Genomic DNA, 26,741 nt, shown 5'->3' with positions numbered 1-26,741 from the left:
CCCCGGTCCGGCCGGGCTCCGGGCTGTCGGGTGCACGGCCGCCGGCCAGGGACGGGTGGCCCTCGGGTCGACCGGCGGGCCGGCCCGGTTAGGCTGGCGGCGCTATGGACTCCCGTACCGGTCTGCCCGTCGTCGGCATGGTGGGTGGCGGCCAACTGGCCCGGATGACCCACCAGGCCGCCATCGCCCTCGGCCAGTCACTGCGTGTGCTGGCACTCGCCCCCGACGACGGTGCCGCGCTCGTCGCCGCCGACGTGCAGTACGGCGACCACACCGACGTCGCCGCGCTGCGCACCTTCGCCAAGGGCTGCGACGTGGTCACCTTCGACCACGAGCACGTCCCGACCGAACACATCCGCACCCTCGCCGCCGAGGGGGTGAAGCTGTTCCCGCCCGCCGACGCGTTGCTGCACGCCCAGGACAAGCGGGTGATGCGGGAACGGCTCGGCGCGCTCGGTGCCCCCAACCCGGCGTGGCGGCCGGTGAACGACCCGGCGGACCTGCTCGCCTTCGGCGCGGAGCACGGCTGGCCGGTGGTGCTCAAGGCGGCCCGGGGCGGCTACGACGGGCGTGGCGTGTGGCTGGTCGACGACGCCGGGCAGGCCGCCGAACTGGCCGCGACCCTGCTCGCCGGGGGCACCTCGCTGCTCGTCGAGGAGCGGGTGCCGCTGCGCCGGGAACTGGCCGTGCAGGTGGCCCGCTCGCCGTTCGGACAGGTCGCCGCGTATCCGGTGGTGGAGACCGTGCAGCGGGACGGGATCTGCGTCGAGGTGCTCGCCCCCGCGCCCGGCCTGCCGGAGGAGTCGGCCGTCGCCGCCCAGCAGCTCGCCATCGACCTGGCCACCGCGCTCGGCGTGGTCGGCCTGCTGGCGGTGGAGCTGTTCCAGACCGACACCGGGCTGGTCGTCAACGAGCTGGCGATGCGCCCGCACAACTCCGGGCACTGGACCATCGAGGGGGCCCGGACCTCGCAGTTCGAGCAGCACCTACGGGCGGTGCTCGACTACCCGATGGGGGACACCTCGCTGACCGCCCCGGTGGTGGTGATGGCGAACGTGCTCGGCGGTGAGCCGGGCGGGATGTCCCTCGACGAGCGGCTGCACCACCTCTTCGCCGCCGAACCGGGCGCCCGGGTCCACCTGTATGGCAAGCAGGTCCGACCCGGCCGCAAGATCGGGCACGTCACGGTGCTCGGCAACGACCTGGACGACGTACGGGCGCGGGCGGCGCGGGCCGCCCGCTGGCTGCGGGAGGGGCACGGGTGAGCACCGTCGGGCTGATCATGGGCAGCGACTCGGACTGGCCGGTGATGAAGGCCGCCGCCGCCACCCTGGACGAGTTCGACGTCCCGTACGAGGTGGCGGTGATCTCCGCGCACCGCACCCCGGTCAAGATGATCGAGTACGGCCGGGACGCCGCCGACCGGGGACTCAAGGTGATCATCGCCGGGGCGGGCGGGGCCGCCGCGCTGCCCGGCATGGTCGCCTCGGTCACCCCGCTGCCGGTGATCGGGGTGCCGGTGCCGCTCAAGCACCTGGACGGGATGGACTCGCTGCTGTCCATCGTGCAGATGCCGGCGGGGATCCCGGTGGCCACCGTGTCGATCGGCAACGCCCGCAACGCCGGCCTGCTCGCGGTCCGCATCCTGGCCGCGACCGACCCGGCCCTGCGCGCCCGGATGGTCTCCTTCCAGGCCGATCTGGAGGACCTGGTCGCCGAGAAGGACGCCGCCCTCCGCGCCTCCCTGACCTGACCCTGAGGCGGGACCGCCCGCGAGGCGCGGCCGCCCCCGAGCGGGGCAGCCCCCGAGCGGGGCAGCCCTTCGGGCCAGGCAGCCCGCGCAATGGGGCCGATGTTGCGGTAGCCGGCCCCGTCGATACCGCAACGTCGTCCCAAGCGAGTCGATCACCATGCCCGGCCCCGCCCACGACCACCTGGCCAGGCCGTGGACGCCCACGACCACCTGGCCAGGCCGTGGAGGCCCACGACCACCTGGCTCACCGAGCCCGACCACGTCCGACCCCGCCGTGACCCTCCGATTCACCGCATGGAGCGCAGGGCGGTCTGGAGCCGGTCCTGGGCGCGGCGGCGGCGTTCGTTGCTCGCCCCGAGCACCAGCAGGACCAGGCCGACCGGGATGAGCACCAGCCACGGGCCGAGGCTGAACAGGGCGTGCACCGCCGCGATCGCGGTCACCGCCGCGCCGACGATGACCGGGGCCTGCTGCCGGCTGGTCGAGCCGTACACCAGCACCGCGACCGCGCCGAGCAGCAGCAGCACCTGACGCAGCATGCTGGAGTCGGTGGCCAGCACGATCGCCAGCGTCGGCACGAACGCCGCGACCAGCGCCGGGCCGTACGCCACCCAGCTCGACAGGTCGGGGCGGTCGCGCAGTTCGAGGATGCCGACCAGCAGGGCGAGCGCCGCGAACGGCAACGTGTACGCCTCGGGCAGCGCCACGTCGGCGACCCGCATCATGATCCACCAGGCGACGATCTCGCAGGCGACCACCGCCCAGAACAGGATGCGGCGTTCCACCGGTCGCCGCCCCGGCCGGACGGCGGCCACACCCAGCACGGCGCCCCAGGCGGCGAGCAGGGCGGCGATGTGCCGGGGCGAGTCGAACGCCAACGCCAGGGCGATGAGCGCTGCGGCGTACCCGCTCCACTCGACGGTGGCGGCTTCCCGGTGCGCCTCGGGTCGCCGCAGCCGGGGCAGCGTCGCGGCGAACACCTGCAACGCCGCGCCCACCGCGAGCACACCGAACGCCGACCAGACGGCGGGGAAACCGGCCACCAGACCGGCGGTGAGCACGAAGAGCTGCGCCATCAGCGAGGCGAACAGCCAGCCGAGGATGCGGGCCCGCCCGGTGGTGCCGAAGAGCGCGGCGACCGCCCCGACGCCGACCGCGCCACCGAGGGTGAACAGGGTCAGCCCCTCGCTGGCGAGACTGCCGGCCAGCCCCGCGCCACCACCGGCCAAGCCGATGACGAAGACCAGCACCCGGGCCAGCCGCAGCGACCGGGCCCGCTCGGCCAGCGGGGGCGGCGGGGTCAACGCCAGCCCCAGCATCGAGATGGTGAAGACGGCGAGGGCGGCCAGGGCGTTCTGCGGCCAGGCCATGCCCAACGCGATCGGGGTGATCAGCAGCGTCACCGCGAGACCGGGCAGCACCACCGGCACCGCCCGGGACCGACGGCCACCGGCCAGGCCGGTGGCGGCCAGCGCGGCGGTGCCGGTGAGCAGCAGCGCGGTCAGCACGTGCGTCGGGTCCACCAGTTCCGGTGGCGGGGTCCGCAACTGCGGCGGCGGCCCCTGCCAGACGTGGACGAGCATCCGGTGCGGCTCGACCAGCGCCACGAACAGCAGCGGCGCGAGGGAGATCAGGGCCAGCACGGTGGGCACGGCCGCTGCGGCCAGCGCCCCGGCGGCCGGGTCGATCCGCCAGCGTCGCTGCGTGCCGTCGTCGGGCAGCCGGCGCAGCGCGCCGTCCAGCAGGACCGCCCAGCGACGTACCGGCTGTGCGGACCCGACCGGTGGCACGGTCGCCGCCCGGACCAGTTCGGCGAGGACCCCGAGCAGCGCCGCCGCGGCGGCGAACACCCCGGACGGGAGGTCGACGAAGATGGCGGCCACGGCGCTGACGGTCGCCCCGCCGGCGACCGCCGCGCTCGCGTACGGCAGATACTGCGGGACCTGCCGGCGGACGGCGGCCACCGCGGCGAGCCCGAAGCTGGACGCGGCCAGCGCGGCGGTCAGCACCACCTGAGCCCCGTGGCCGAACTCGGCGGCGAGCGCGGCGACCGCGCCGGGGAGCGCGAGCAGCGCGGCGGCGGTCGCCAGACCACCGATCTGCACCAGGTGCGGCGGCATCCCCTCGGTCTCGACGTCCTCGACCAGCGAGGGGGCCAGGGACCGGGCCATCGCCGCCACGGTCAGGCCGATCAGCGCGATGCCGCCCAGGGCGAGCGCGGTCGTCCACGGGCGCACCAGCCCGGCCCCGGCGGCGTGTAGCGCGACCACCCCGGCCACGGTGGCCCGGGACAGCCCGGCGCGCGGGTCGGCGGAGGCCACCGCGGCGGTACCGAAGACGGTGGCGACGGTCAGCCCCACCAGGACGGGCGACCACCACGGCAGGTCGAAGGCGGCCGGGACGCCGACGGTGGCCAGCACCACGCCGACCCCGGCCACGTCGTACTTCCAAGGGGTGGGGAGCAGGATCGCGGCGGCCAGTGCGAGCAGCGCCAGCGCGACGGGAGCCTGCCAGGTCGAGCCGCCGGTCGGCGCGGCCGGCCAACCGGTGAGGTCACCGGCCCAGATCGGACCCGGGGTGGCCAGCACACCCACCCCGCCGCGCAGCGCCGACCAGCCGGCCAGCACCCCGATCAGGGCGGCGCCGACGGCGATGCCGAGCACCGGCCCACGCCGCCACTCCTCGGGCATCGCCCGCGCGGCGACGGCGACCACCAGCACCAGCACGGCGGCGACCGCGAGCTGCCCACCGGGCGAGATGACCGCCGTGATCCGGGCGAGGGTGGCGATCAGCGCCGTGGTGACGGCGGCGGCGGCCAGGTCGGCACCGTCCAACGCCAGGTCCGAGGGGCGGCGCGCGTCGATCCGACCGGCGAAGAGCAGCAGCACGGTGGCGGTCAGCACCAGCCCGCCGAGCCAGGCGTCGGCGGCCGTGCGGCCCGGGGCGAAGAAGGCGGCCCCGATCACCGCCAGCGCGCCCAGCCCGGTGCCGACGGCGTGCGGCAGGCTCAGGTGCCGCTGCGACACCTGCATCATCGCCGCATAGCCGAGGGTGACGCAGACGGCGAGGAACCCCGCCGCGAGGATCGGCACCGTCAGCTCCCGCAGCACCGCCGGGGTGAGCACCGGCCCGGACGGCTCGGTGGCCGCGACGAACGCGGTGACCGCGCCGGGCAGCGCGAGCGACGCGCCGCCGGCGGCCCAGCCGGAGAGGACGTCGGCGGCGGCCGGGGCGATCCGGACCCGGGGCGCGAGCGCCACCAGCACGCCGGCCAGCATCAGCACGGCCAGGGCGGCGGCGGTCAGCGCCGGTCGGCTCAGCGCGGCACCAGCCCCGAGGAACCCGACCACGGTGGCGGATCCCGCGTGCACCACGGCCGCCCGGGTGGTGCCGGCCCACAGCCCGGCGACGCCGATCGCGACCGCCGCCAGCACCATCGGCCAGGGTGCCGCCGCCCAGCCCAGACCCAGCGAGGCGGGCACCGCCAGCGCGGTCAGCCCCGCGCCGACCACCGCGAACTCGCGGCGGATCTCCGGCGGCAGGGCGAGCACCGCCGCGATGGTGAGCAGCAGGGCGCTGGCGGCGAGCTGCCCGGCGGACGGACCGGCCGCCGCCGCCACCTCGCCGGGGAACGCGGTCAGGTCGGCCTGCCAGGCGGGCAGCGCCGCCTGGACCGGTGCCAGCCCGGCCCGCAGCGCACCGCCGGCCACCACCAGGCCGCTGACGGTCAGCGCCGCCGCGGAGGCGAGCTGCGGCCCCCGCCGGGCGGCTTCCGGTACGGCCCGCACGGCCAGCCCGGTCACCGTGATGACCGCGGCGATCAGCAGCAGCGCCCGGCCCGGGAAGGCCACCGAGGCGACCCGTCCCAGCGCGCCGATCACGGCCAGGGTGAGGATGCCGGCGCCCACGTCGGGCAACGGTGCGCGGCGCAGCAGTAGGGTGCCGGCCAGGCCCACCGCCGCGGCCAGCAGCAGCGCCGCGCCGGCGGCGGTGGCCGCCGGTACGGTCTGCGCCCGCAGCAGCGCGGTGACCGCGTACGCCAGGGCGAGGGCCACCGCCACCCCGTGCAGCAGCCAGGTCGTCTGGGCCAGCCACGGCACCGGCCGGGGGACGCCGCCCGGGGTGGCCGCCGTGCCGTCGAGCACCTCGCCCGACTCCTCGGGCGCCCCCTCCGGCCGGCCGTCCGGGGCGACCCGCTGCCGGGGCGGCCCGGCGGGCCGGTCGGAGGTGGATTCCGGTGCGGCCGGCCGTTCCCGCATGATGCCGGAGCGGACCAGCGCGAGGTCGAGCACGGCCACCACGGTGAGCACCACCGCCCAGCCGGTCGGGCCGCCGATCCACTCGTAGACGAGCAGCGGCACCACGGGTTGGGCGGCCAGCACCGCCGCGAACCGGGGCGCCCGCAGGCCGGTGCCCAGCGCGTAGGCGAGGGCGACGCCGGTGGTCAGCGCGAAGATCACCCCGGAGAAGACCGCCCCGGACGCGCCGATCCGGTCGACCGCCCACAGCGCGTACCCGGCCAGCGGCACCAGCAGCAGGCCGACCGTGGAGATCGTCTCGGCGGTGGAGGTCAACCCCCGGCGGGCCAGCACCGGCGGGGCGAGCAGCAGCAGGACGGTGGCGACCAGCAGGATGCCGAGCCGGGCGAGGGCGTCCATCGAGCTGGTCGCGACGGCGGCGAAGACCACCGCGGCCACGGCCAGCACCAGCGCGCCCAGCCCGAGCGGGATGTTCTGCACCTCCCGGGAGGAGGCCTCGGCCGGGTGTTCCGGGTTGTCCGCGCCCAGCCAGGTCGCGGTCCGGTACGGCGGTGGGAGCGGTGGTTCGTCGGGACCGGCCGGCCCGGCGGGGGCACCCTGCCGGGGCACCCGGGGCGGTGCCCCGGCGGTGGCGGTGGGCGGTCGCCGGTCCGCCTTGCGGCGCAGCACCCGACGCGGCCGGGTGGCCTGCTTGATGCGTTCCTCACCGGCGTGGGCGAGGATGTCCCGCTGGAACAGGGCGGCCTGCATCTTGGCGGCGATCTGCCGCTGCTCCCGGGCGATCTCGGCGTCGCGGGCCTTCATCTCGGCGATGGAGCGTTCGATCTCGGCCAGGTGTTCGCGCCACTGCGCTTGCTCGGCCCCGCAGTTGGGGCAGCGGGCCGCCGGCTTGATCTGCCGCCCGCACGAGGAGCACTGGAAGCTCTCCACGACATCCCTCCACCCGGCCGGACGCACTGTGGACGCCGCCCCCACGCAGCATGCCCTGAGCGGGCGTGGATTTCGACACCTGCCGCTCCGTTAGGGGTACAAAAAACGCGCCGGCGCGGGGAGGATCACCTCCCGCGCCGGCGCGTCGCGGTGTCGTCAGGGGCGACCCATGCCCCGGTACTCCCAGCCGGCCTGCGTCCACAGTGCCGCGTCGAGGCAGTTGCGGCCGTCGACGACCCGACGGCCGGCGGCCAGCTCGCCGAGGGCGACCGGGTCGGCGTTGCGGAAGTCGGCCCACTCGGTGAGTACGCAGACCAGGTCGGCCCCGGAGACGGCGTCGTTCACGCTGGACTCGTAGACCAGTTCGGGGGCGACCCGGCGGGCGTTCTCGGTGCCCTGGGGGTCGTACACGTGCACGTCGGCGCCGGCCTTGGCGAGCAGCGCGGCGACCGCGAGCGCCGGGGCGTCGCGGACGTCGTCGGTGTTGGGTTTGAAGGTCGCGCCGAGCACCGCGATCCGGGTGCCGGAGAAGTCCGGACCGGCCGGGCCGGACCGGCGGCCGAGCAGGTCGGCGGCGAGCTGGAGGACCCGGGTGCGGCGACGCAGGTTGATCAGGTCGACCTCGTGCAGGAAGCGCAGCGCCTCACCGGCACCCAGCTCCTGGGCGCGGGCCTGGAAGGCGCGGATGTCCTTGGGCAGGCACGCGCCGCCGAAGCCGAGTCCGGCCTGGAGGAACCGGTTGCCGATCCGCGGGTCGTAGCCGATGGCGCGGGCGAGCTGGGTGACGTCGCCGCCGCTGGCCTCGCAGACCTCGGCCATCGCGTTGATGAAGGAGATCTTGGTGGCCAGGAAGGCGTTCGCGGCGACCTTGACCAGTTCGGCGGTGGCGAAGTCGGTGACCACCAGCGGGACCTCCCGGTCCTCGGTGGCAGCCAGGTCGAAGACGCCCTTATGGGCGGCGTAGAGCATGGCGTTGGCCCACTCGGTCTTGACGCCGACCACGATCCGGTTGGGGCGCAGCACGTCGTCGACGGCGAAGCCCTCCTGGAGGAACTCGGGGCTCCAGGCCACCTCGACGCCCAGGTCGTCCGGGGTGTGCTTGCCGACGAGCTGCTCCACCCACTCGGCGGTGCCGACCGGCACGGTGGACTTGCCGACGATCAGCGCCTTGCGGGTGAGCTGCTGGGCCAGGGCGGTCACCGAGGCCTCGACGTACGACAGGTCGGCGCCCATGCCGTCGGCCCGCTGCGGGGTGCCGACGCAGATGAAGTGCACGTCGCCGAACTCGGCGGTCTCGGCGATGTCGGTCGAGAACCGCAGCCGACCGGCGGCCAGGTTGCGCCGCAGCAGCTCGTCGAGGCCCGGCTCGTGGATCGGCACCTCGCCCGCGTTCAGCTTGGCGATCTTGTCGGCGTCGACGTCGAAGCCGAGCACCTCGTAGCCCAGTTCGGCGTAGCAGATGGCGTACGTCGCGCCGAGGTAGCCGGTGCCCAGGAACGTCACCCGGGGACGCGGCGCACCCGAGGGGGGCGCCACCGGGGAGATGGTCGGCGCCGGCTGGATGTTCGGGTACGGGATCGTCACGCCTGTCTTCTCCGCTCGCACTGGCGGCGCTTCACTGCGTCGCAATCGGCTGCGGCGCCTGGCCGGGCACCGATGGAAAACCTGTCGTTCGGTCAGCGTAGTTGTGCGCTGTCGACGCCTGCCCGGCACGATCCTACCGGCCGGTAACGTGGTGGGGAACCACGATGGCTATCCTTCAGTCTGCGGCAGTCGGCGGCCTGGAGACGGCACACAGACTGCGCATGATAGCGGTGAAAGGGGAGGGCCGACATGGCCGCAGAACAGACGTTCGACGTCTACCGGTTGCCCGAGGAGCACGACGCGGTCCGCGAGGCGGTCCGCGAGGTCTGTGCCGCCAAGGTGGCCCCGCACGCGGCCGAGGCCGACGAGACGGGGGAGTTCCCCAAGTCCTCGTACGACGCCCTGCGGGCCGCCGACTTCCACGCCCCGCACATCCCCGTCGAGTACGGCGGGGCCGGCGCGGACGCCCTGGCCACCGCGATCGTCATCGAGGAGGTGGCGCGGGCGTGCGCCTCGTCGTCGCTGATCCCGGCGGTGAACAAGCTGGGCACGATGCCGTTGCTGCTGGCCGGGTCGCAGGAGTTGAAGCGGCGTTACCTGACGCCGGTGGCGGCGGGCGAGGCGATGTTCTCGTACTGCCTGTCCGAGCCCGAGGCCGGCAGCGACGCGGCGTCCATGACCACCCGGGCCGTCCGGGACGGGGACCACTGGGTCCTCAACGGGGTGAAACGGTGGATCACCAACGCCGGGGTGTCGGAGTTCTACACCGTGTTCGCCGTCACCGACCCGGCCGCCCGGTCGCGGGGGATCTCCGCGTTCGTGGTGGAGAAGTCCGACCCGGGGGTGAGTTTCGGCGCGCCGGAGAAGAAGCTCGGCATCAAGGGCTCCCCGACGCGGGAGGTCTACCTCGACAACGTCCGTATCCCCGCCGACCGGATCATCGGCGAGCCCGGCACCGGGTTCGGCACCGCGATGCGCACCCTGGACCACACCCGCGTCACCATCGCCGCCCAGGCCGTCGGCATCGCCCAGGGCGCCCTGGACTACGCCAAGGGCTACGTCCGCGAACGCAAGCAGTTCGGCAAACCGGTCGCCGAGTTCCAGGGCATCCAGTTCATGCTCGCCGACATGGGCATGAAACTCGAAGCCGCCCGCCAACTGACGTATGCGGCGGCCGGGAAGTCCGAGCGCGGCGACGCGGATCTGACCTACTTCGGCGCCGCGGCCAAGTGCTTCGCCTCCGACGCCGCCATGGAGATCACCACCGACGCCGTCCAACTCCTCGGCGGCTACGGCTACACCCGCGACTACCCCGTCGAACGGATGATGCGCGACGCCAAGATCACCCAAATCTACGAAGGCACCAACCAGGTCCAACGCATCGTCATGGCCCGCCAACTCCTCAAGGACTGACGGGCGTAGCTCTTGCGTTGCGGACGCCCGCTGCGCAGATGGCCGGCGCACTGACCGAAGCCGGTCCATCCCGACAGTCCCCGGCCGTGATCATCGGGGTGCGGGTGGGCCGGCTCCGGTCCGGCCCACCCGGCGGGGCGTCAACGGTTGTCGGTGCTGTTCTCCGGCTTCGCGCCGTAGCGCGGCGGCGCGGACCACGGCGACTCGCTGCTGGTCCGCCGGGGCAGCGGCTCGGTGGGGGTGTCCAGATCGGGGTAGCCCAGGGTGAGCGGGGCCGTGTCCGGCTCGCTGCGGGCCGGCGGGGGCGGCGGCCAGTCGCTCGTGGCGAAACTGGGCGGCGGCGGGGCGTCGTCGTCGGCCGGGGCCGGTTCCGAGCCGGTCGCCGGCTGCGGCCAGCGCCGCCACCGCTGGGCGCTGAACACGGCCATCAGCAGCAGCAGGCCGATCAGGAACAGGGTGCCGTCCTGCACCGGCTGACGCAGCGGCAGCGGGTCACCGAGCACCTTCCAGTCGCTCGGGATCCGGTCGAGCACGGTGAACGGCGCGATGAACATCCCGACGTACGGGGTGACCAGCAGCAGCCCTGCGACGAGCGGGCCGACCGGCGAGGTGCGCAGCGTGCCGACCAGGCCGAGCAGGATGCCGGCGACGCCGAGGTAGACGGCCGGCTCGATCAGGTTGGCCGTGCTGTACGTGCCGATCTCCACCCAGCGGTCCACGGTGCGGCCCGACCCGTCCTGCCCGAGAGTGATCAACACCCACGTGACGGGCGCCACCACCAACCCGGCGAGGAAGCTCCAGAGATGTCGCATTGGCGCACCGTACCGTTTCTGCCATGACCGAGCACCCCACCACCCCTGCCGGCAAGCCGACGTCGTACTCCCGGGTCACGCTGAGTCGCATCATGACCGCTGTCGATGTCAATCTGTACGGGACCGTGCACGGTGGGGTGTTGATGAAGTTCGTCGACGACGTGGCCGGGGCGGCGGCGGCCCGGCACAGCGGCGGTACGGCGGTGACCGCCTCGATCGACGAGATCGTCTTCTCCGAACCCGTCCGGGTGGGCGATCTGGTGCACGCCCACGCCCAGGTCAACTGGACCGGCAACACCTCGATGGAGGTGGGCGTGAAGGTGGTCGCCGAGCGGTGGGACTCGGCCGAGGAGGAACCGGTCCGGGTGGCCACCGCGTACCTGGTCTTCGTGGGGGTGGACGTGGGCGGCGCGCCCCGGGCGGTCCGGCCGGTGCTCACGGAGACCGCCGAGGACGAACGCCGCTACAAGGAGGCCGAGATCCGCCGCGCCCACCGCCTCGCCAAACGCCGCGCCATCCAGGCCCACCGCGCCTCCTGACCTCCACCCGCTCCCCGGCCCTCCCCTCCTGCTCTCCTGCTTCCCTCCCCTTCCGCTCTCCCCGCCCGCCCTCGTCCCGGTGATCAAGAGGTTTGCGTCAACATCCGACGCGAGACTGACGCAAATCTCTTGATCACCGGGACGTGGATCGGTGATCAAGAGGTTCGCGTCAAATTCGCGCTGAATGCTGACTCGAATCTCTTGATCACCGAGCCCAGCCCGAGCCCCAGCCCGAGCCCCAGCCCAGCCCGAGCCCGGCGCGAGTCGGGCCCGGCTCCCGGCCCTAGCCCGTCCGGCTCGGGAGGGCTGTGTGTGCAGGTGGGGACGGATTGTGTGCGCGGGGCACGTTTCCGTGTCGGGCCCCGGTGTGGATGATGGCGCTGCGAGGTAGGCAAGATGGCGGCATGGCCGGGCACAGTGCCGTGTGGGGCCTCAGGGAGGGTGGAGCGGTGGGTGACGTGCTGTGGACGCCGCCGGCGGACGTACGCGAACGGTCCCGGATCGGGGGCTACCTGCGCTGGCTGCGGGAGCACCGGGGGCTGGACTTCGCCGACTACGACGCGCTGTGGCAGTGGTCGGTCACCGACCTGGACGCCTTCTGGCGCTCGATCTGGGACCACTTTGAGGTGGTGGCGCACACTCCGCCGACGGCGACCCTGAGCGATGCGGCTATGCCCGGTGCCCGGTGGTTCCCCGGCGCGACGCTCAACTACGCCGAGAACGTGCTGCGGATGCCCGGCCGGGCCGACGACGACCCGGTGGTGGTCGCCCACTCCCAGACCCGCCCGCCGGTCACCCTGACCGCCGCCGAGCTGCGGGAGCAGGTCCGCCGGGTGGCGGCCGGGCTGCGCCGGCTCGGCGTCACCGCCGGGGACCGGGTGGCCGCGTACGCGCCGAACATCCCCGAGACGTACGTCCTGTTGCTGGCGACCAGCAGCCTCGGGGCGATCTTCTCGTCCTGCGCCCCGGAGTTCGGCACCCGTAGTGTCGTCGACCGCTGGCAGCAGATCGCCCCGAAGGTCCTGGTGGCCGTGGACGGCTACCGGTACGGCGACAAGCCGGTCGACCGGCGGGCCGAGGTGGCCGCCATCCGGGCCGCCCTGCCGTCGCTGACCCGCACCGTCCACGTCCCCTACCTGCACCCCAGCGGCACCGCCGACGTACCGCAGGATGCTCTGAGCTGGGCCGAGTTGGCGGCGGAGACCGACGAGCCGTTGACCTTCACCCCGGTCCCGTTCGACCATCCGCTCTACGTGCTCTACTCCTCGGGCACCACCGGGCTGCCGAAGCCGATCGTGCACGGGCACGGCGGCATCCTGCTCGAACACCTCAAGATGCTGGCCCTGCACCACGATCTCGGCCCGGCCGACCGGTTCTTCTGGTTCACCACCACCGGCTGGATGATGTGGAACTTCCTGGTCTCCGGGCCGGCCGTCGGGGCGACGATCGTGTTGTTCGACGGCAACCCCGGCCACCCCGACCTGGGTGCGCTGTGGCGGCTGGCCGAGGAGACCGGCACCACCTATTTCGGCACGTCCGCGCCGTTCCTGTTGGCCTGCCGCAAGTCCGGCCTGGTGCCGAAGCAGATCGCCGACCTGTCCGCGCTGCGCGGGGTCGGTTCCACCGGCGCGCCGCTGCCCGCCGAGGGCTTCACCTGGGTGTACGACACGGTCGGCACCGACCTTCAGCTCCAGTCCCTGTCCGGTGGGACGGACGTCTGCACCGGTTTCGTCGGCGGGGTGCCGCTGCTGCCGGTGCACGCCGGGGAGATCACCTGCCGGGCACTCGGGGCGAAGGTGGAGGCCCGCTCGTCCGACGGCACCCCGGTCCTCGGCGAACTGGGCGAGTTGGTGATCACCGCGCCGATGCCGAGCATGCCGGTGGGGTTCTGGAACGACACGGACGGCAGCCGCTACGCCGAGGCGTACTTCGACGTCTATCCCGGGGTGTGGCGGCACGGCGACTGGATCACCATCAACGAGCGGGGCGGCTGCGTGATCACCGGCCGTTCCGACGCCACCCTCAACCGGGGTGGCGTACGGCTCGGCACGGCCGAGTTCTACTCGGTGGTGGAGGGCCTCGACGAAGTGGTCGACTCGGTCGTGGTGCACCTGGAGGACGACGAGGGCGGCGCGGGGGAGCTGCTGCTGTTCGTGGTGCTCGCCGAGGGCCTGGAACTCGACGACGCGCTGCGGAAGAAGATCGCCCGCGAGCTGCGTACCGCCCTGTCGCCCCGGCACATCCCGGACGAGATCCACCAGGTCAGGGCGGTGCCGCGCACCCTGTCGTCCAAGAAGCTGGAGGTGCCGGTCAAGAAGATCCTCACCGGCACCCCGGTGGAGTCGGCCGCCGCGAAGGGCGCCCTGGCCAACCCCGAGTCCCTGACCGCCTTCGCCACCTTCGCCCAGACCCGCCCCACCCCGTAACCCCACCCCGCCCCCGCCTCAGCCCGCCCTCACCCGGCGCCGCCCTGCCCCGGTGATCAAGAGCTTTGCGTCACCCCACCCGCCATCCCTGACGCAAACCTCTTGATCACCGCGCCCTCGCCCCGCCGGAGTCTGGCGATCAAGAGGTTTGCGTCAGCAGGCCGCGAACAGATGACGCAAACCTCTTGATCACCGGACCGGGTCGGGCCGGACCGGGCCGGGTCGGGGCGGGGCGGGTCGGAGCTGTGCCGGGGCTGGGGAGGCGGGCCAGGGTGCGGCGCGACAGGGCCGGGGCAAGGGCGCGCGGCGGGGGCGCGGTGGGGCGGGGGTCAGGTCAGGGTGTGGGTGGTGCGTTCGGTGTCGGCGCGGCTGGCGAGGCGGGACCGGTCGGCGTTGCCGGTCAGCACGACCGTCGCCCCCCGCAGCAGCGGGGCGAGCAGCCAGTCGCGCGGGTCGGGGTGGACCGCCGCGTCGACCAGCAGCCGGTCGCCGGGGGAGATGCCGAGGGCCGTCGCGCGGGCGTCCGCCTCGGCCAGCAGGTCCGCGTCGGCCGGACCACCCGGGGTGGACGGCGTGAAGTGGTCACCCTGGGTGCGTACCTCGACCACGTAGTCGGCGTACCCGGCGGGGACCTCGCGCAGCGGGGCGGCGAACGGGGCGAGCGCCAGGGCGTAGCGGTCGCCGGCCGGCCAGGCGTCCCCCTCGGCAACCCGGTCGGCGGCGACGAAGAGCACGTCCACGGCACCCGGCTCGTCACGCACCGTCAACCCGGCGGACCAGCAGCCGAGCAGCACCGCGGCGGTCTGCCAGTGCGGCGGCAGCAGCACCCCGGCGGGGTCACCGGGGCTCAGCGCCAGCTCGTCGACGAGCAGGTTGGCGGTCTTGGCCACCCAGTTCGCCAGGGTCGCGCCGGAGAGTTCGGTGCGTTCGCCGGTGGCGTCGTCGTACCAGGTCAGCAGGGGGCGGGCGGGGTCGGCCGCGATCGCGGCGGCGAACACCCGGGCAATGTTGTCGGCCATCGGCGCGAACGATACGCCCCTGCCGTCCGTATTCGATGGCGATGACAAGTCGGCGTACGGTCGGGTCGGAGTCAGCGTCCGTGCCGCGCTCCGGCGTAGGCTTGCCCGGAGTGTTGTTCCCCACAGACCCGCCACTGCAAGGAGTCGCCCCGTGACCGCCGGTCGCCCGCCCCGCGTGCTCATCGACGCCACGAGTGTCCCCGCCGATCGAGGCGGCGTCGGTAGATACGTCGATGGCCTGCTCGGCGCCCTGGGCACAGTGTGCGGTCAGACGGTCGACCTGGTCGTGGTGAGCCTCCGCACCGACCTGGAGCGCTACACCCGGATGCTGCCCAAGGCCGAGGTGATCCCCGCCCCGGCCGCCGTCGCCCACCGCCCGGCCAGGCTCGCCTGGGAGCAGACCGGCCTGCCGCTGCTCGCCCAGCAGGTCGGTGCCGAGGTGCTGCACTCGCCGTTCTACACCTGCCCGCTGCGGGCCGGCTGCCCGGTCACGGTGACCGTGCACGACGCGACGTTCTTCACCGAGCCGGAGCACTACGACAAGTCCCGCCGGACGTTCTTCCGCAGCGCGATCAAGACGTCGCTGCGCCGGGCCAGCCGGGTGATCGTGCCGAGCAAGGCCACCCGCGACGAGCTGATCCGGCTGCTCGACGCCGACCCGACCCGGATCGACGTGGCCTACCACGGGGTCGACCAGCAGGCCTTCCACGCCCCGGGCGAGGAGGAGAAGGCACGGGTACGGGCCCGGCTCGGGCTCGGCGGCAGCAGCTACGTCGCCTTCCTCGGGGCGAAGGAGCCGCGTAAGAACGTACCCAACCTGATCCGGGGTTGGGCACGGGCGGTGGCCGACCGGAAGGACCCGCCGGCCCTGGTGGTCGCCGGTGGTCAGGGGCACGACGACGACATCGACCGCGCGGTGGCCGAGGTCCCTTCGCACCTGCGGCTGCTGCGCCCCGGCTACCTGCGCTACGCCGACCTGCCCGGCTTCCTCGGCGGCGCGCTGGTCGCCGCCTACCCGTCGTACGGTGAGGGGTTCGGCCTGCCGATCCTGGAGGCGATGGCCTGCGCCGCGCCGGTGCTCACCACGCCCCGGCTCTCGCTGCCCGAGGTGGGCGGCGACGCGGTCGCCTACACCAGCGAGGACCCGGACCAGATCGCCACCGACCTGGCCGCCCTGCTCGACGACGAGCAGCGCCGGTCGTCGCTGGCCAAGGCCGGTTTCGACCGGGCCAAGGAGTTCACCTGGGCGTCCAGCGCCGAGGTGCACATCGCCGCGTGGAGCCGGGCCCGTTCCTGAGTGGTCGCTGACGGTACGGCCGAGCCGCCATCCGACCTGGGACGGTTCGGGCATGATGTGCTGATGCTCTACGCCGTCATCCCGGCGGGTGGCAGCGGCACGAGGTTGTGGCCGCTGTCCCGCGCGGGGCACCCCAAGTTCCTCCACCCGCTCACCGGCACCGACGCGTCGCTGCTCCAGGCGACCGTCGACCGGCTGACGCCGCTGACCACACCGGAGCGTGTCCTGGTGGTCACCGGCGTCGCCCACGCGGCGGCGGTGGCCCGGCAACTGCGCGGGGTGCCCGAGGAGAACATCCTGGTGGAGCCGTCCCCCCGGGACTCCTGCGCGGCGATCGCGCTGGCGGCGGCGGTGATCGCCCGGCGCGACGGGTCGGCGGTGATGGGTTCGTTCGCCGCCGACCACCTGATCCGGGACCCGGCCGCCTGGGTGCGGACCGTCCGGGCGGCGGTCCAGGGGGCCGAGCAGGGTCTGCTGATGACGGTGGGGATCACCCCGACCCGGGCCGAGACCGGCTACGGCTACCTGGAGACCGGGGAGCCGACCGGTGACGGCCCGCTGCGCCCGGTGACCGAGTTCAAGGAGAAGCCGGCCGCGCCGGTCGCCGAGGCGTACCTGCGTTCGGGTCGGCACCTCTGGAACGCCAGCATGTTCGTCTGGCGGGTGGACGTCTTCCTCGCCGAGCTGGCCCGCCAGCAGCCGGACCTGCACGCCGGGGTGACCGCGATCGCCGCGGCCTGGGGCGGCCCGGAGCAGGACGACGTCCTCGGCACGGTCTGGCCGACGCTGCCGAAGATCTCCGTCGACTACGCGGTGATGGAGGGCGCGGCCACCGCCGGCCGGGTCGCCACCGTGCCGGGCGACTTCGGCTGGAACGACGTCGGCGACTTCCACACCCTCGGCGAGGTGCTGCCGGCCGACCCGGACGGCAACGTGGTGCTGGGGGCCGACGCCAAGCCGGGGGTGCTGCTGCACGACGCCCACGACCTGGTGGTGGTGCCGCAGTCGGGTCGGTTGGTGGCCGCCGTCGGGGTCCGCGACCTGATCGTGGTGGACACCCCCGACGCGGTGCTGGTGTGCCCCCGTGACCGGGCGCAGGACGTCAAGGCCCTGGTGGACGAACTGAAGGCCCGGGGCGAGGACGGACTGATCTGAACCACCGCACGGCCTGACCCCGTCCGGCGGCGGCACGCGCCGACCGCCGGGCGGGTCGGCACCCGGGCGGAGGTCGCGGCGCGGTCAGCGGGGCTGGCGGGCGCGCACGGCCAGGGCCGGCGCGACGAGCTTGGCGGTCCCGCCGGCGAGCGGCTCCGGCAGCCGGTCGGTCGGGAACCAGCCGAGCGCCTCCGACTCGTCGCTGACCTGCTCGACCGCGCCCGGCGGGGCGAAGACCGCGAACCGGACGTCGTGGTGCAGCGAGCCACCCTGGCAGCGCACCGGGTGGATGTCCACGTCGATCGGTACGGGGTCGATGACCAGCCCGGGAATGCCGGACTCCTCGGTGGCCTCGCGCAGCGCCGCCCCGGCCAGCGTCGCGTCACCAGGTTCGCAGTGCCCGCCCAACTGCACCCAGCGGTGCAGCTTCCCGTGCAGGCAGAGCAGCACCCGTTCCCCGGCGGCGTCGAGGATCAGCGCGCTCGCGGTGAGGTGACCCGGCAGGTGGTGGCGGGTCAGCGCGACCGGGCCGTCGGCGAGCAGGTCGAGGGTGCGGTCCCGGGCCCCTTCGGCGGCCGGTCCGGTCGGCGTCCAGCCGGTCAGCACCGCCACCGCGTCCGCGTGCAGCGTCGCGTTCCCGCCGGCAGCGGGCGGCCCGGCGGGGTGGGATGGGGTGGTCGCGGCGGCCGGGGGTGGGGTGGGGAAGGCGTCGGGCATTCCGACACTCTACGAGCGCGCGCTCCGTACCCTGGCGCGGTGAACCTGAGACTTCTGGAGTTCGTGGTCGCCGGCAACGAGGCCAGTGACCTGTTGCCGGTCAACTCCCGGTCCCTGCTGCGGGCGCACGACGCCGTACGTGGTTTCTGGACGGTGCTCGACGAGGGGCCGGTGGAATACTGCCTGGCCCTGCTGCTGGAGCGTACCGACGGCGAGTGGGTCGCCCACCACGTGCGGGCCGACGCCGGGGTCGAGAACGGTCGCACCGAGGACGGCGAGGCGCTCGCCGCGCACGACGGCTGGGTGTACGTCTTCGGGTCGCACTTCGGGTCCAAGGCCGGCCCGCTGCGCCCCCGCCGGGCGTTCGTGGCCCGCTTCCGGGAGGACGACGCGGCCACCGGGACGCTGCCGGTGCAGGTGGTCCGCAACCGGTTCCGGGTGCACCGGGCGGTCAACGACGCGCTGGTGAAGGCGGCGTTCACCCCGTTGCCGCCGGGGGAGCGGGTGCGCCAGCGGTTCATCGGCGAGACGGTGTCCCGGGGCACCGCGCGGGCCAAGTCCTGGGTACGCCGGCTCGCCGACGACGACCTGCCGCTGAACGTGGAGGCGGCGGCGTTCACCCCGGAGGGGACGGTGCTGCTGGGGCTGCGATTCCCGGTGACCGTGGACGGGGAACCGGTCCTGGTCGAGCTGGCCGGGGTGCCGGAGATGTTCACCCCGGGCGGCGGCTGGCCGCGCGCCGGCCGGGCGTACGTGCTGACCGGGGTGACCCCGCCCGGCGCGCTGGTCGGCTTCCGCGCGGTCACCCCGACCGCCGACGGCGGGTACGCGGCGGTGGTCGGCTCGATCGACGCGCTGGGCAAGGGATCGGTGCTGCTGGACGACCACCCCACGGGCGGCGAGGTCACCTCGCGGCACGTCAGGTTCCGGTGGGAGCCGGCCGACGACGGTCGGATCGCCGGCGAGGTGGTGGCGGAGCTGGCACCATTCCGCAACGTCGAGGGGGTGGCCGAGATGGACGGACGCAGCTTCTACGTCACCGACGAGGACCACCGGGTGGCGCTCTGGATCGGCTGACCCCACCCACCGGAGGGGCGGTGGGGCCCGGGTGACACCTCTGCGGAACCAGGGCCGCAGACCCTCGTGGTGCCTCCCGGGCGTCACCTTCGGTGGACCCCGACCCGCCCGACCGGCAGCGGGAAGAACCCCGCGTGTCGTACCGGGCAGTAGGAGCATGCCAACCGGCGCGACGGGCGTCGAGGTCTTTCAGCCCACGCTTAAAAGTGGAGATAAGTGCCGCCCGGTACAGTTCAGTGGGTCGGCGGGCCTCCCCCTGCCCCGCCCCAGGAGCGCTCCATGCTGACCATCCACTTCTCCCGCGAGGACATCCTCCGGACCCGGGTCGCCCCCGCCGCCGACCCGGTGTGGGAGCTGGTCCTCAGCCTGCACCTGCTGCAGGGGCGGACCCGCGATCCGCTGATGGCGCGCTGGCGTCAGGGGGTCGCCGCCGGGCTGCGCCGGGACACCGCCGCCGACCAGTTCCGGCTGCTGTTCGCGCTGAACCCGCCCCGGGGCTACTTCCCCGACTTCCTCACCCCCTACCAGAGCCTCGACGGTTTCGAGGCGGGCCTGGACGCTGTCCGGTCCACCCCGACGGAGCTGCTGCGCCGGGACCTGACCCTGCTGGCCGGGGCGAACCCGCTGCCGTCGTCGGCCGCCGCGCTGGCCCGGGGTGAGCCGGAGGTGCTGCGCCACCTGACCGAGTCGATGACGCAGTACCGGTCGGTGGCGATCGACCCGTACTGGGGGCGGATCAGGGCCGCCGTGGAGGCCGACCGCGCGGTACGGGCCCGGGCGCTGCTCGACGGTGGCGCGGAGGGGCTGCTGGCGAGCCTGCGGCCGGGCATGCGCTGGGACTCCGGCGTGCTCCAGGTCCTGGACTATCCGAACCGGCGGGAGTTGCACCTGGACGGTCGGGGACTGCTGCTGGTGCCGTCGTTCTTCTGCGCGCGTACCCCGGTCGCGTTGCTCGACCCGGCGCTCCCGCCGGTGCTGGTCTACCCGGCCGACCGGCTCGGCGGGTTGGACCCGTCACCGGGGGAGGGCGGCCGGCCCGCCGGGGAGGGCGGCCGGGAGGCGCTGGCGGCGCTGCTCGGCCGCACCCGGGCGGCGGTGCTCGAAGTCAGCGACGACGGCGCGACCACCGGCGAGGTGGCCCGCCGGCTGCACATCTCGGCCGCCGCGGCCAGCCAGCACACCGCCGTGCTGCGCAACGCCGGCCTGCTGGTCAGCCGCCGGGACCGTAACACGGTCCTGCACACCCTGACCCCCCTCGGCCGGGCCGTGCTCGACGCCTGACCCCGTCGCCCGCCGCCCGCCGGGCGGCGGGCGGCGGGCGGCGCAATGGTGCGGAAGTTGCGGTATCCCGTGGAGCGGATACCGCAACTTCGGCGATCACGTGTCGATCATCGCCGGGCCATCGGTCGCCGGCCCGATCGTCGCCGGCCGGGCCGGTCACAGGGCCAGGCAGGCGCTCGCGATGCTGCCCGTCGGCGGTGGCAGCAGGGTGGACGGGACGCCCTCGGCGGCCAGCGCGATCCGCAGCCGGTACAGGTCGGCGCCGAAGCGCACCAGGTCGGGCTGGTCGACCGGGGTGGGTGCCGCGCCGAGCACCAGTCCGGTGGCCCCCGCCGGCCAGCCGTCGACGGTCGCCGCGAGACCGTCGCGTACCTCGTCGTCGGTGACATGGGTGAAGGTGGTGCCGGGGGCGACCACCGTCGCCACGGCGGCGATGGCCCGGTCGACGGCGGCGGGGTCGGCGGGCGTCGCGCCGGGTCCGTCGGCGAGGGTCGCGGCGGCCCGCAGGCCGGCCGCCGTCGCCTCGGCGGTGCCGAGGGAGAACAGGTCCAGGTCGCTCTCCCGGACCAGAGCCGCCGCGCCGACGCCGTCCCCGGCCGGGCGGGTCGCCGCCGGTCCGGTGCCGTCGGCGGACGGGGACGGTGCGGGCAGGTAGCCACGGACCACCGCCACCGGCACCTGGTCGCACTTGCCCTTGATCAGTTCGCCCGCGCCGGCCAGTTCGTCGACCACTGCCATCTGGGTCAGTTGCAGCTCGTTGCCGTACGGGTCGACCTCACCCCGGTGGTCGCGGATCGCGGCCATCCCGGCCACCCCGAGCGCCACGTCGGTCAGCCCGTTGCGCCAGGGCCGGCCCATCGTGTCACTGATGATCACCGCGACGTCGATCCGGTAGCGGTCCCGCAGGGCGGCGCGCAGCGCGCGCGCCGACGCGTCCGGGTCGACCGGGAGCAGCACCAGCCGGGTCTTGTCGACGTTCGAGGCGTCGATCCCGGCGGAGGCCATCACGAAGCCGTGGTGGGTCTGCACGATCCGGGTCGCCCCCCGGGTCGCCACCACCCGGGCGGTCTCGGCGGCGAGCACCTCGTCCCGGGCGGCGAGCCGTTCCGGCCCGTCGGCCGGCACGTCCACCAGCCGGCCCTCCGCCTTCGACACGATCTTGCTGGTGACCACCAGCACGTCGCCGTCGCGCAGCCACGGCGCGGCGGTGCCGATCAGCACCGCCAGGTCGTCGCCCTCGGTCACGTCGCCGATGCCGGGCACCGGCAGGATCTCCAGTCTCACACCAGCTCCATCGCGGCCCGGACCATCGCCGTGGTCGCCGCCTCGTCGGTCATCCGCAGCGGGACCGCGCGGACGGTCACCCCGGGCACCGTCACCCCGTCGTCCTCCGGCGCGACCAGCCAGCCGTCGAGCAGGCCACCCTCGCTGCGCCCGCCGTAGAGCCGGCCCACCCCGGCCGCGCTGCACTCGACGTCGAGCACCTCCAGGCACCTGTCGGCCATCCCGCGCACCGGTGCGCCGCCGATGATCGGGGACACCCCGACGACCCGGGCGGGCCCGGTGGCGACCGCGTCGCGCAGGCCGGGCACCGCCAGTACCGGGGCGATGCTCACCACCGGGTTGCTCGGCGCGACCAGCACCATGTCGGCGGCGGCCAGCGCCTCGGCCACCCCGGGGGCCGGCTTGGCGGTGTCCGCGCCGACGAAGACGAACCGGTCGGTGGGCACGCCCGCCCGGTACCGGACCCACCACTCCTGGAAGTGGATGGCCCGCCGCTCGCCGTCCAGGTCGACCACCGCGTGCGTCTCCAGCCGGTCGTCGGTGGCCGGCAGCAGCCGTACGCCGGGCTGCCAGCGGGCGGCCAGCGCCTCGGTGACCTGCGACAGCGGATAGCCGGCGTTGATCATGGTGGTGCGCACCAGGTGGGTGGCGACGTCCTTGTCACCGAGGTTGAACCAGCTCGGCTCGGCCCCGTACGCCGCCAGTTCCTGCCTGATCGTCCAGCTCTCGCCGACCCGTCCCCACCCGCGTTCCGGGTCGGCGCCCCCGCCGAGGGTGTAGAGGACGCTGTCCAGATCGGGGCAGACCTTGAGGCTGTGCAGGTAGAGGTCGTCGCCGACGTTGACCACGGCGGTCACCTCGGCACCCACCTCGCGGGCGTACGCCCGGACGCCGAGCAGGAATCGGGCACCCCCGATTCCGCCGGTCAGAACCACGATGCGCATGCCGTCCATCCTCCCGTACGGGACGTGTCCCGCCGCCGGGCGGCCCGGGAGACTAGGCTCACGTCGGCCTCTGTCCGTTTCGCCCCGAGGGAGAGTTCGTGACCAGCCCCGCCGAGCCCGCGTCGCACGACGCGTCGCAGGCCCGCCAGATCACCGCACCCCTGCGCGAACTCGCCGCGCTCGTCCTGCTCGGCGCGAACGCCGTGCTGCTCTTCGTCGGGTTCGTCCGGCTGCTCGTGCCGACATCGGACTACAGCACCTTCTCGGGGCGGGCGGGCAGCGAGTTCTTCGCCTTCGTCGGCGTCGAGTCGACGGTGCTGCCGCTGCTGGCCGTGCTGCTGGTCACCCACCTCGCGCCGGTGTCCGGCCGGGCCCGGCAGTTCACCCAGATCGCCGTCGGTGAGTACGCCTTCGCCGCCCTGTTCGGCGTGTTGACCTTCCTGATCTGGCTGGTCGGCCGGCTGGCCGAGGCGGAGGTGCTGGACGCCCTGCTCGGCATGCTGACCCGGGCCGCCTGGTTCGCGCTGTTCGGGGTGGCCGCCTTCGTGGTCTACCGGATCTGGCGCACGCTCTACCACGTGCCGAAGCCGAAGCCGCAGCCCGGCGTCTACGGTCAGCCCCAGCCCGGCTGGCCGCAGCAGCAGGGCGGCTACCCGGGTGCCGGCTACCCGGGCCAGCCCAGCACCGGTCAGTACGGCCAGCCCGGCTTCGCCCCGCCGCCGCAGTCCGCCCCGCCGTTCGGCACCCCGCAGTCGGCGCCTCCGTTCGGTGCGCCCCAGTCGGCCCCGCCGACCGGCGCCCCGCCGCAGTCGGCCTCGCCGTTCGCCCCGCCGCAGTCCGCTCCGCCGTTCGGCGCTCCGCAGGCCGGGCCGCCGGTGGCCCCGCCGTTCGGGCAACCCCCGTCGGCCGACCCGACGCAGGCGATCCCCCGGCAGCCGGGCGAGCCGACCACCGGCACGGCGGACACCGACGGTGACCGCACCCAGACCTTGCGCCGCGACGACCCGAACACCCCGCACTGAGCCACCCGGCCGGGTCGGTCGACGCGCTGCGGCGCGCGTGCCGACCCGGCCGGTGCGACGCCGGGGAGATGTCACACCCGGCTCGCGTGCCTGCCGGATCGCCGCCGCAAGCGCCTAGGCTGGGCGGATGGTTGACCGCACCGATTCCGGCCCGACCCCGGCGGCTGTGCGTCGGGCGCTGCGCCGGGCCGCCACCGGGCGGGCGCTCGACGTCGACGAGGCCACCGCGCTGCTGACCGCCCGGGGCCCCGAACTGGACGAACTGCTCCGGATCGCCGGGGAGGTCCGGGACGCCGGGCTGCGTGACGCCGGCCGGCCGGGCGTGGTGACGTACTCGAAGAAGGTCTTCATTCCGTTGACCCGGCTGTGCCGGGACCGGTGCCACTACTGCACCTTCGCCACGGTGCCGCACCGGCTGCCGGCGGCCTTCCTGGAGACCGACGAGGTGCTGGCGATCGCCCGGCAGGGTGCGGCGCTGGGCTGCAAGGAGGCCCTGTTCACCCTCGGTGACCGGCCGGAGGAACGCTGGCCGGCGGCCCGCGCCTGGTTGGACGAGCGGGGCTACGACTCCACCGTGGACTACCTGCGGGCCTGCGCGGTGGCGGTGCTGGAGGAGACCGGCCTGCTGCCGCACCTCAACCCGGGGGTGCTCTCCTGGTCGGAGCTGCAACGGCTCAAGCCGGTCGCGCCGAGCATGGGGATGATGCTGGAGACCACCGCCACCCGGCTCTGGTCGGAGCCGGGCGGCCCGCACTTCGGCTCGCCCGACAAGGAGCCGGCGGTGCGGCTGCGGGTGCTCGACGACGCCGGCCGGGTGGGGGTGCCGTTCACCACCGGAATCCTGATCGGCATCGGCGAGACCCCGGCCGAGCGGGTCGACGCGCTGTTCGCGATCCGCCGCGCGCACCGGGAGTACGGCCACCTCCAGGAGGTGATCGTGCAGAACTTCCGGGCCAAGCCGGACACGGCGATGGGTGGTCTGCCCGACGCCGAGCTGCACGACCTGGCGGCCACCGTGGCGGTGGCCCGGCTGCTGCTCGGCCCGAAGGCCCGGCTCCAGGCCCCGCCCAACCTGATCGAGGACGAGTACGACCTACTGCTGCGGGCCGGCATCGACGACTGGGGCGGGGTCTCCCCGCTCACCCCGGACCACGTCAACCCGGAGCGGCCCTGGCCGCAGCTCGACGAGTTGGCCCGGCAGACCGAGAAGTCCGGCTTCACCCTGCGGGAACGGCTGACCATCTACCCGGAGTACGTGCGGGCGGGCGACCCGTGGCTGGACCCCCGGCTGTCGCCGCACGTCGGCGCGCTCGCCGATCCGGCGACCGGGCTGGCGGTCGAGGCGGCCCGGCCGGTGGGCCGCCCCTGGCAGGAGCCGGAGGAGGTCTTCGGCGGCGGCCGGACCGACCTGCACGCCACCATCGACACCGCCGGCCGCACCGACGACCGGCGGGGCGACTTCGACAGCGTCTACGGCGACTGGGCGCAGGTCGCCGGCAAGGTGAGCCCGACCGCGTCGGCCGGACCGGCGGCGGGTGCCGACGGTGACCTGCGGGCGGGGCTGCGGCTGGCGGCCGACGATCCGGCGGCGTTGTTGGAGCCCCGGCACGCCGACGCGGCGCTGGCGCTGTTCGGCGCGGACGGCCCGGCCCTGGACGAGCTGTGCCGGCTCGCCGACGACGTACGCCGGGACACCGTCGGCGACGACGTCACCTACGTGGTCAACCGCAACATCAACTTCAGCAACGTCTGCTACGTGGGCTGCCGGTTCTGCGCGTTCGCCCAGCGGGAGCGGGACGCCGACGCGTTCCGGCTCTCGGTGGAGCAGGTGGCCGACCGGGCCGAGGAGGCGTGGGCGGCCGGCGCCGGCGAGGTCTGCCTCCAGGGCGGCATCGACCCGAAACTGCCGGTGACCGGGTACGCCGACATCATCCGGGCGATCAAGGCCCGGGTGCCCGGCATGCACGTGCACGCGTTCTCCCCGATGGAGATCGCCACCGCCGCCGCCAAGGCCGGCGTGCCGGTGCGGGACTGGCTGTCGATGCTGCGCGAGGCCGGCCTGGACACCATCCCGGGCACCGCCGCCGAGATCCTCGACGACGACGTGCGCTGGGTGCTCACCAAGGGCAAACTGCCGGCCGCCGCCTGGGTCGAGGTGGTCTCGACCGCGCACGAGCTGGGCATCCGTTCCAGCTCCACGATGATGTACGGCCACGTCGACCACCCCGGCCAGTGGCTGGCGCACTTCCGGGTGCTGGCCGGGGTGCAGGACCGCACCGGCGGGTTCACCGAGTTCGTGGCGCTGCCGTTCGTGCACACCAACGCCCCGATCTACCTGGCCGGCATCGCCCGGCCCGGCCCCACGTGGCGGGAGAACCGGGTCGTGCACGCGATGTCCCGGCTGCTGCTGCACGGCCGGATCGACAACATCCAGTGCTCCTGGGTGAAGCTCGGCGACGAGGGCACCGTGGCGATGTTGCAGGGCGGCTGCAACGACCTGGGCGGCACCCTGATGGAGGAGACCATCTCCCGGATGGCCGGTTCGGGCAACGGTTCGGCGCGTACCGAGGAGCAGTTGCGGGCGATCGCCGCCGCCGCCGGACGGCCGGCGCGCAGACGGACGACCGCTTACGGTCATCCGTCGCGATGACATCGAACCTTTCGCGCGTGCGGGCCGTACCAGTGTTCGTCGGCGGCGGTTGAGGCGAGGGCCGCCGCCGGCAACCTCGCGCTCCACACCGCGCGCGCTCACGCGCCGCCGGAGGAAAGGTTCCCCATGACGAGCGAAGTGCGGAAGCGTTCCTGGCCGCGACTGACCCGCCGGCAGACACTGACCGCCGCGGCGAGTGCCACGCTGGGTGCGGCGGCCCTGACGGTCACCGGTGTGTCGGTGGCGCAGAACTCCCCGGCGGCGGCCGGCGCGGACGGCCCGATCGTGGTCCACCTGCGGGACGCCAGGTCGGGGACGATGGACGTCTTCGTCGGTTCGTCCCGGATCGAGGTACGCGACCGGGGGCTGGCCGACCGGCTGCGCCGTGCCGCCGGGCGCGGCTGACCTGTCCGTCGTCCGGACGGGCCGCCCCGACCGCTGTCAGCGGGCGGCCTGACCCGTCCGCTTCCGCCGCGCGGCGTCGACCGGCCGCGTTCCTTCCCCTTCACCGCCAGGCGCAGGTCCCGCGCCCGGTCCGTCATGCCCTGATTCCTCAAGATTCCGCAAAGGTTGGTCCGC

At 74.3% G+C, this 26,741-nt stretch carries 19 protein-coding genes; 12 read left to right on the top strand and 7 right to left on the bottom strand.

Annotated features, from left to right (window positions below):
* Nucleotides 1-104 precede the first annotated feature (104 nt).
* Both JQX11_RS29930 and purE read left to right on the top strand, forming a co-directional pair.
* Complete coding sequence (locus JQX11_RS29930) at nucleotides 105-1,265, top strand: 5-(carboxyamino)imidazole ribonucleotide synthase (protein ID WP_204928272.1); 1,161 nt, start codon at nucleotides 105-107, stop codon at nucleotides 1,263-1,265.
* Nucleotides 1,262-1,753 carry a 5-(carboxyamino)imidazole ribonucleotide mutase gene (gene purE / locus JQX11_RS29925; protein WP_204928271.1) on the top strand — a complete coding sequence of 164 codons (492 nt, stop codon included), beginning with the start codon at nucleotides 1,262-1,264 and terminating at the stop codon, nucleotides 1,751-1,753. The genes JQX11_RS29930 and purE overlap by 4 nt, the downstream gene beginning before the upstream one ends.
* Before the next feature lie 287 nt (nucleotides 1,754-2,040).
* Here the strand turns inward: purE and JQX11_RS29920 are convergent, their stop codons facing one another.
* Together JQX11_RS29920 and JQX11_RS29915 are read right to left on the bottom strand one after the other, a co-directional pair.
* The gene (locus JQX11_RS29920) at nucleotides 2,041-6,942 is read right to left on the bottom strand and encodes an SCO7613 C-terminal domain-containing membrane protein (protein WP_204928270.1); all 4,902 of its coding nucleotides are present in this window, start codon (nucleotides 6,940-6,942) and stop codon (nucleotides 2,041-2,043) included.
* Nucleotides 6,943-7,098: 156 nt separating this feature from the next.
* Entirely contained in the window at nucleotides 7,099-8,526 is a 1,428-nt protein-coding gene (locus JQX11_RS29915) for a UDP-glucose dehydrogenase family protein (protein ID WP_204928269.1), read from the bottom strand.
* A 249-nt stretch (nucleotides 8,527-8,775) separates the two neighbouring features.
* Here JQX11_RS29915 and JQX11_RS29910 point away from each other — a divergent pair, with 249 nt between their 5' ends.
* Nucleotides 8,776-9,939 carry an acyl-CoA dehydrogenase family protein gene (locus tag JQX11_RS29910; RefSeq protein ID WP_204928268.1) on the top strand — a complete coding sequence of 388 codons (1,164 nt, stop codon included), beginning with the start codon at nucleotides 8,776-8,778 and terminating at the stop codon, nucleotides 9,937-9,939.
* Between the two features lie 140 nt (nucleotides 9,940-10,079).
* On the opposite strand, the gene JQX11_RS29905 is transcribed toward JQX11_RS29910, so the two are convergent.
* The gene (locus JQX11_RS29905; RefSeq protein ID WP_204928267.1) at nucleotides 10,080-10,751 is read right to left on the bottom strand and encodes a hypothetical protein; all 672 of its coding nucleotides are present in this window, start codon (nucleotides 10,749-10,751) and stop codon (nucleotides 10,080-10,082) included.
* A gap of 23 nt (nucleotides 10,752-10,774) precedes the next feature.
* On the opposite strand from JQX11_RS29905, the gene JQX11_RS29900 reads away from it, so the two are divergent.
* Together JQX11_RS29900 and JQX11_RS29895 are read left to right on the top strand one after the other, a co-directional pair.
* Nucleotides 10,775-11,290 carry an acyl-CoA thioesterase gene (locus JQX11_RS29900; protein ID WP_204928266.1) on the top strand — a complete coding sequence of 172 codons (516 nt, stop codon included), beginning with the start codon at nucleotides 10,775-10,777 and terminating at the stop codon, nucleotides 11,288-11,290.
* A gap of 449 nt (nucleotides 11,291-11,739) precedes the next feature.
* On the top strand, nucleotides 11,740-13,716 hold the full coding sequence (locus JQX11_RS29895; RefSeq protein ID WP_204928265.1) for an acetoacetate--CoA ligase: 1,977 nt from the start codon (nucleotides 11,740-11,742) through the stop codon (nucleotides 13,714-13,716).
* A 329-nt stretch (nucleotides 13,717-14,045) separates the two neighbouring features.
* Here the strand turns inward: JQX11_RS29895 and JQX11_RS29890 are convergent, their stop codons facing one another.
* Nucleotides 14,046-14,735 carry a TIGR03089 family protein gene (locus JQX11_RS29890; RefSeq protein ID WP_204928264.1) on the bottom strand — a complete coding sequence of 230 codons (690 nt, stop codon included), beginning with the start codon at nucleotides 14,733-14,735 and terminating at the stop codon, nucleotides 14,046-14,048.
* Nucleotides 14,736-14,886: 151 nt separating this feature from the next.
* Between JQX11_RS29890 and JQX11_RS29885 the strand changes: the two genes are divergently transcribed.
* On the top strand, nucleotides 14,887-16,032 hold the full coding sequence (locus JQX11_RS29885; protein WP_204928263.1) for a glycosyltransferase family 4 protein: 1,146 nt from the start codon (nucleotides 14,887-14,889) through the stop codon (nucleotides 16,030-16,032).
* 63 nt (nucleotides 16,033-16,095) lie between these two features.
* Entirely contained in the window at nucleotides 16,096-17,187 is a 1,092-nt protein-coding gene (locus tag JQX11_RS29880) for a mannose-1-phosphate guanylyltransferase (RefSeq protein WP_204928262.1), read from the top strand.
* Between the two features lie 84 nt (nucleotides 17,188-17,271).
* Here JQX11_RS29880 and JQX11_RS29875 read toward each other — a convergent pair whose 3' ends face one another.
* Nucleotides 17,272-17,904 (bottom strand): NUDIX hydrolase, encoded by a 633-nt coding sequence (locus tag JQX11_RS29875; RefSeq protein WP_204928261.1) that lies wholly within the window; start codon nucleotides 17,902-17,904, stop codon nucleotides 17,272-17,274.
* 39 nt (nucleotides 17,905-17,943) lie between these two features.
* Here JQX11_RS29875 and JQX11_RS29870 point away from each other — a divergent pair, with 39 nt between their 5' ends.
* Together JQX11_RS29870 and JQX11_RS29865 are read left to right on the top strand one after the other, a co-directional pair.
* Nucleotides 17,944-18,981 carry a hypothetical protein gene (locus tag JQX11_RS29870; protein WP_204928260.1) on the top strand — a complete coding sequence of 346 codons (1,038 nt, stop codon included), beginning with the start codon at nucleotides 17,944-17,946 and terminating at the stop codon, nucleotides 18,979-18,981.
* A 279-nt stretch (nucleotides 18,982-19,260) separates the two neighbouring features.
* Nucleotides 19,261-20,262 (top strand): ArsR/SmtB family transcription factor, encoded by a 1,002-nt coding sequence (locus tag JQX11_RS29865; RefSeq protein WP_204928259.1) that lies wholly within the window; start codon nucleotides 19,261-19,263, stop codon nucleotides 20,260-20,262.
* 156 nt (nucleotides 20,263-20,418) lie between these two features.
* On the opposite strand, the gene JQX11_RS29860 is transcribed toward JQX11_RS29865, so the two are convergent.
* A complete protein-coding gene (locus JQX11_RS29860; protein WP_204928258.1) occupies nucleotides 20,419-21,546 on the bottom strand; it encodes a coenzyme F420-0:L-glutamate ligase in 1,128 nt (375 codons plus the stop codon).
* On the bottom strand, nucleotides 21,543-22,490 hold the full coding sequence (gene cofD, locus JQX11_RS29855) for a 2-phospho-L-lactate transferase (RefSeq protein WP_204928257.1): 948 nt from the start codon (nucleotides 22,488-22,490) through the stop codon (nucleotides 21,543-21,545). The genes JQX11_RS29860 and cofD overlap by 4 nt, the downstream gene beginning before the upstream one ends.
* Nucleotides 22,491-22,588: 98 nt before the next feature.
* Here cofD and JQX11_RS29850 point away from each other — a divergent pair, with 98 nt between their 5' ends.
* The 3 genes from JQX11_RS29850 to JQX11_RS29840 all read left to right on the top strand — a co-directional run bounded on the left by JQX11_RS29850 (nucleotide 22,589) and on the right by JQX11_RS29840 (nucleotide 26,567).
* Entirely contained in the window at nucleotides 22,589-23,512 is a 924-nt protein-coding gene (locus JQX11_RS29850; protein ID WP_204928256.1) for a hypothetical protein, read from the top strand.
* A gap of 127 nt (nucleotides 23,513-23,639) precedes the next feature.
* Nucleotides 23,640-26,162, top strand: coding sequence for a bifunctional FO biosynthesis protein CofGH (locus JQX11_RS29845; RefSeq protein ID WP_204928255.1), 2,523 nt, complete (start codon nucleotides 23,640-23,642; stop codon nucleotides 26,160-26,162).
* Nucleotides 26,163-26,288: 126 nt separating this feature from the next.
* Nucleotides 26,289-26,567: a hypothetical protein gene (locus JQX11_RS29840; protein WP_088642933.1), complete on the top strand. Its 279-nt coding sequence runs from the start codon at nucleotides 26,289-26,291 to the stop codon at nucleotides 26,565-26,567.
* Nucleotides 26,568-26,741: the final 174 nt, after the last annotated feature.

Origin of the sequence: Micromonospora humida (assembly GCF_016901255.1) — a bacterium.
Classification (GTDB): domain Bacteria; phylum Actinomycetota; class Actinomycetes; order Mycobacteriales; family Micromonosporaceae; genus Micromonospora; species Micromonospora wenchangensis.
Note: the sequence above shows the minus strand (reverse complement) of the source record. Positions and strands in the feature narration are given on the sequence as shown.

What these genes read in the sequence shown, in the direction of transcription:
- JQX11_RS29930 (WP_204928272.1), top strand. Translation starts at nt 105, where the DNA reads ATGGACTCCCGTACCGGTCTGCCCGTCGTCGGCATGGTGGGTGGCGGC.
- JQX11_RS29910 (WP_204928268.1), top strand. Translation starts at nt 8,776, where the DNA reads ATGGCCGCAGAACAGACGTTCGACGTCTACCGGTTGCCCGAGGAGCAC.
- JQX11_RS29905 (WP_204928267.1), bottom strand. Translation starts at nt 10,751, where the DNA reads ATGCGACATCTCTGGAGCTTCCTCGCCGGGTTGGTGGTGGCGCCCGTC.
- JQX11_RS29900 (WP_204928266.1), top strand. Translation starts at nt 10,775, where the DNA reads ATGACCGAGCACCCCACCACCCCTGCCGGCAAGCCGACGTCGTACTCC.
- JQX11_RS29890 (WP_204928264.1), bottom strand. Translation starts at nt 14,735, where the DNA reads ATGGCCGACAACATTGCCCGGGTGTTCGCCGCCGCGATCGCGGCCGAC.
- JQX11_RS29880 (WP_204928262.1), top strand. Translation starts at nt 16,096, where the DNA reads ATGCTCTACGCCGTCATCCCGGCGGGTGGCAGCGGCACGAGGTTGTGG.
- JQX11_RS29875 (WP_204928261.1), bottom strand. Translation starts at nt 17,904, where the DNA reads ATGCCCGACGCCTTCCCCACCCCACCCCCGGCCGCCGCGACCACCCCA.
- JQX11_RS29865 (WP_204928259.1), top strand. Translation starts at nt 19,261, where the DNA reads ATGCTGACCATCCACTTCTCCCGCGAGGACATCCTCCGGACCCGGGTC.
- cofD (WP_204928257.1), bottom strand. Translation starts at nt 22,490, where the DNA reads ATGCGCATCGTGGTTCTGACCGGCGGAATCGGGGGTGCCCGATTCCTG.
- JQX11_RS29845 (WP_204928255.1), top strand. Translation starts at nt 23,640, where the DNA reads ATGGTTGACCGCACCGATTCCGGCCCGACCCCGGCGGCTGTGCGTCGG.
- JQX11_RS29840 (WP_088642933.1), top strand. Translation starts at nt 26,289, where the DNA reads ATGACGAGCGAAGTGCGGAAGCGTTCCTGGCCGCGACTGACCCGCCGG.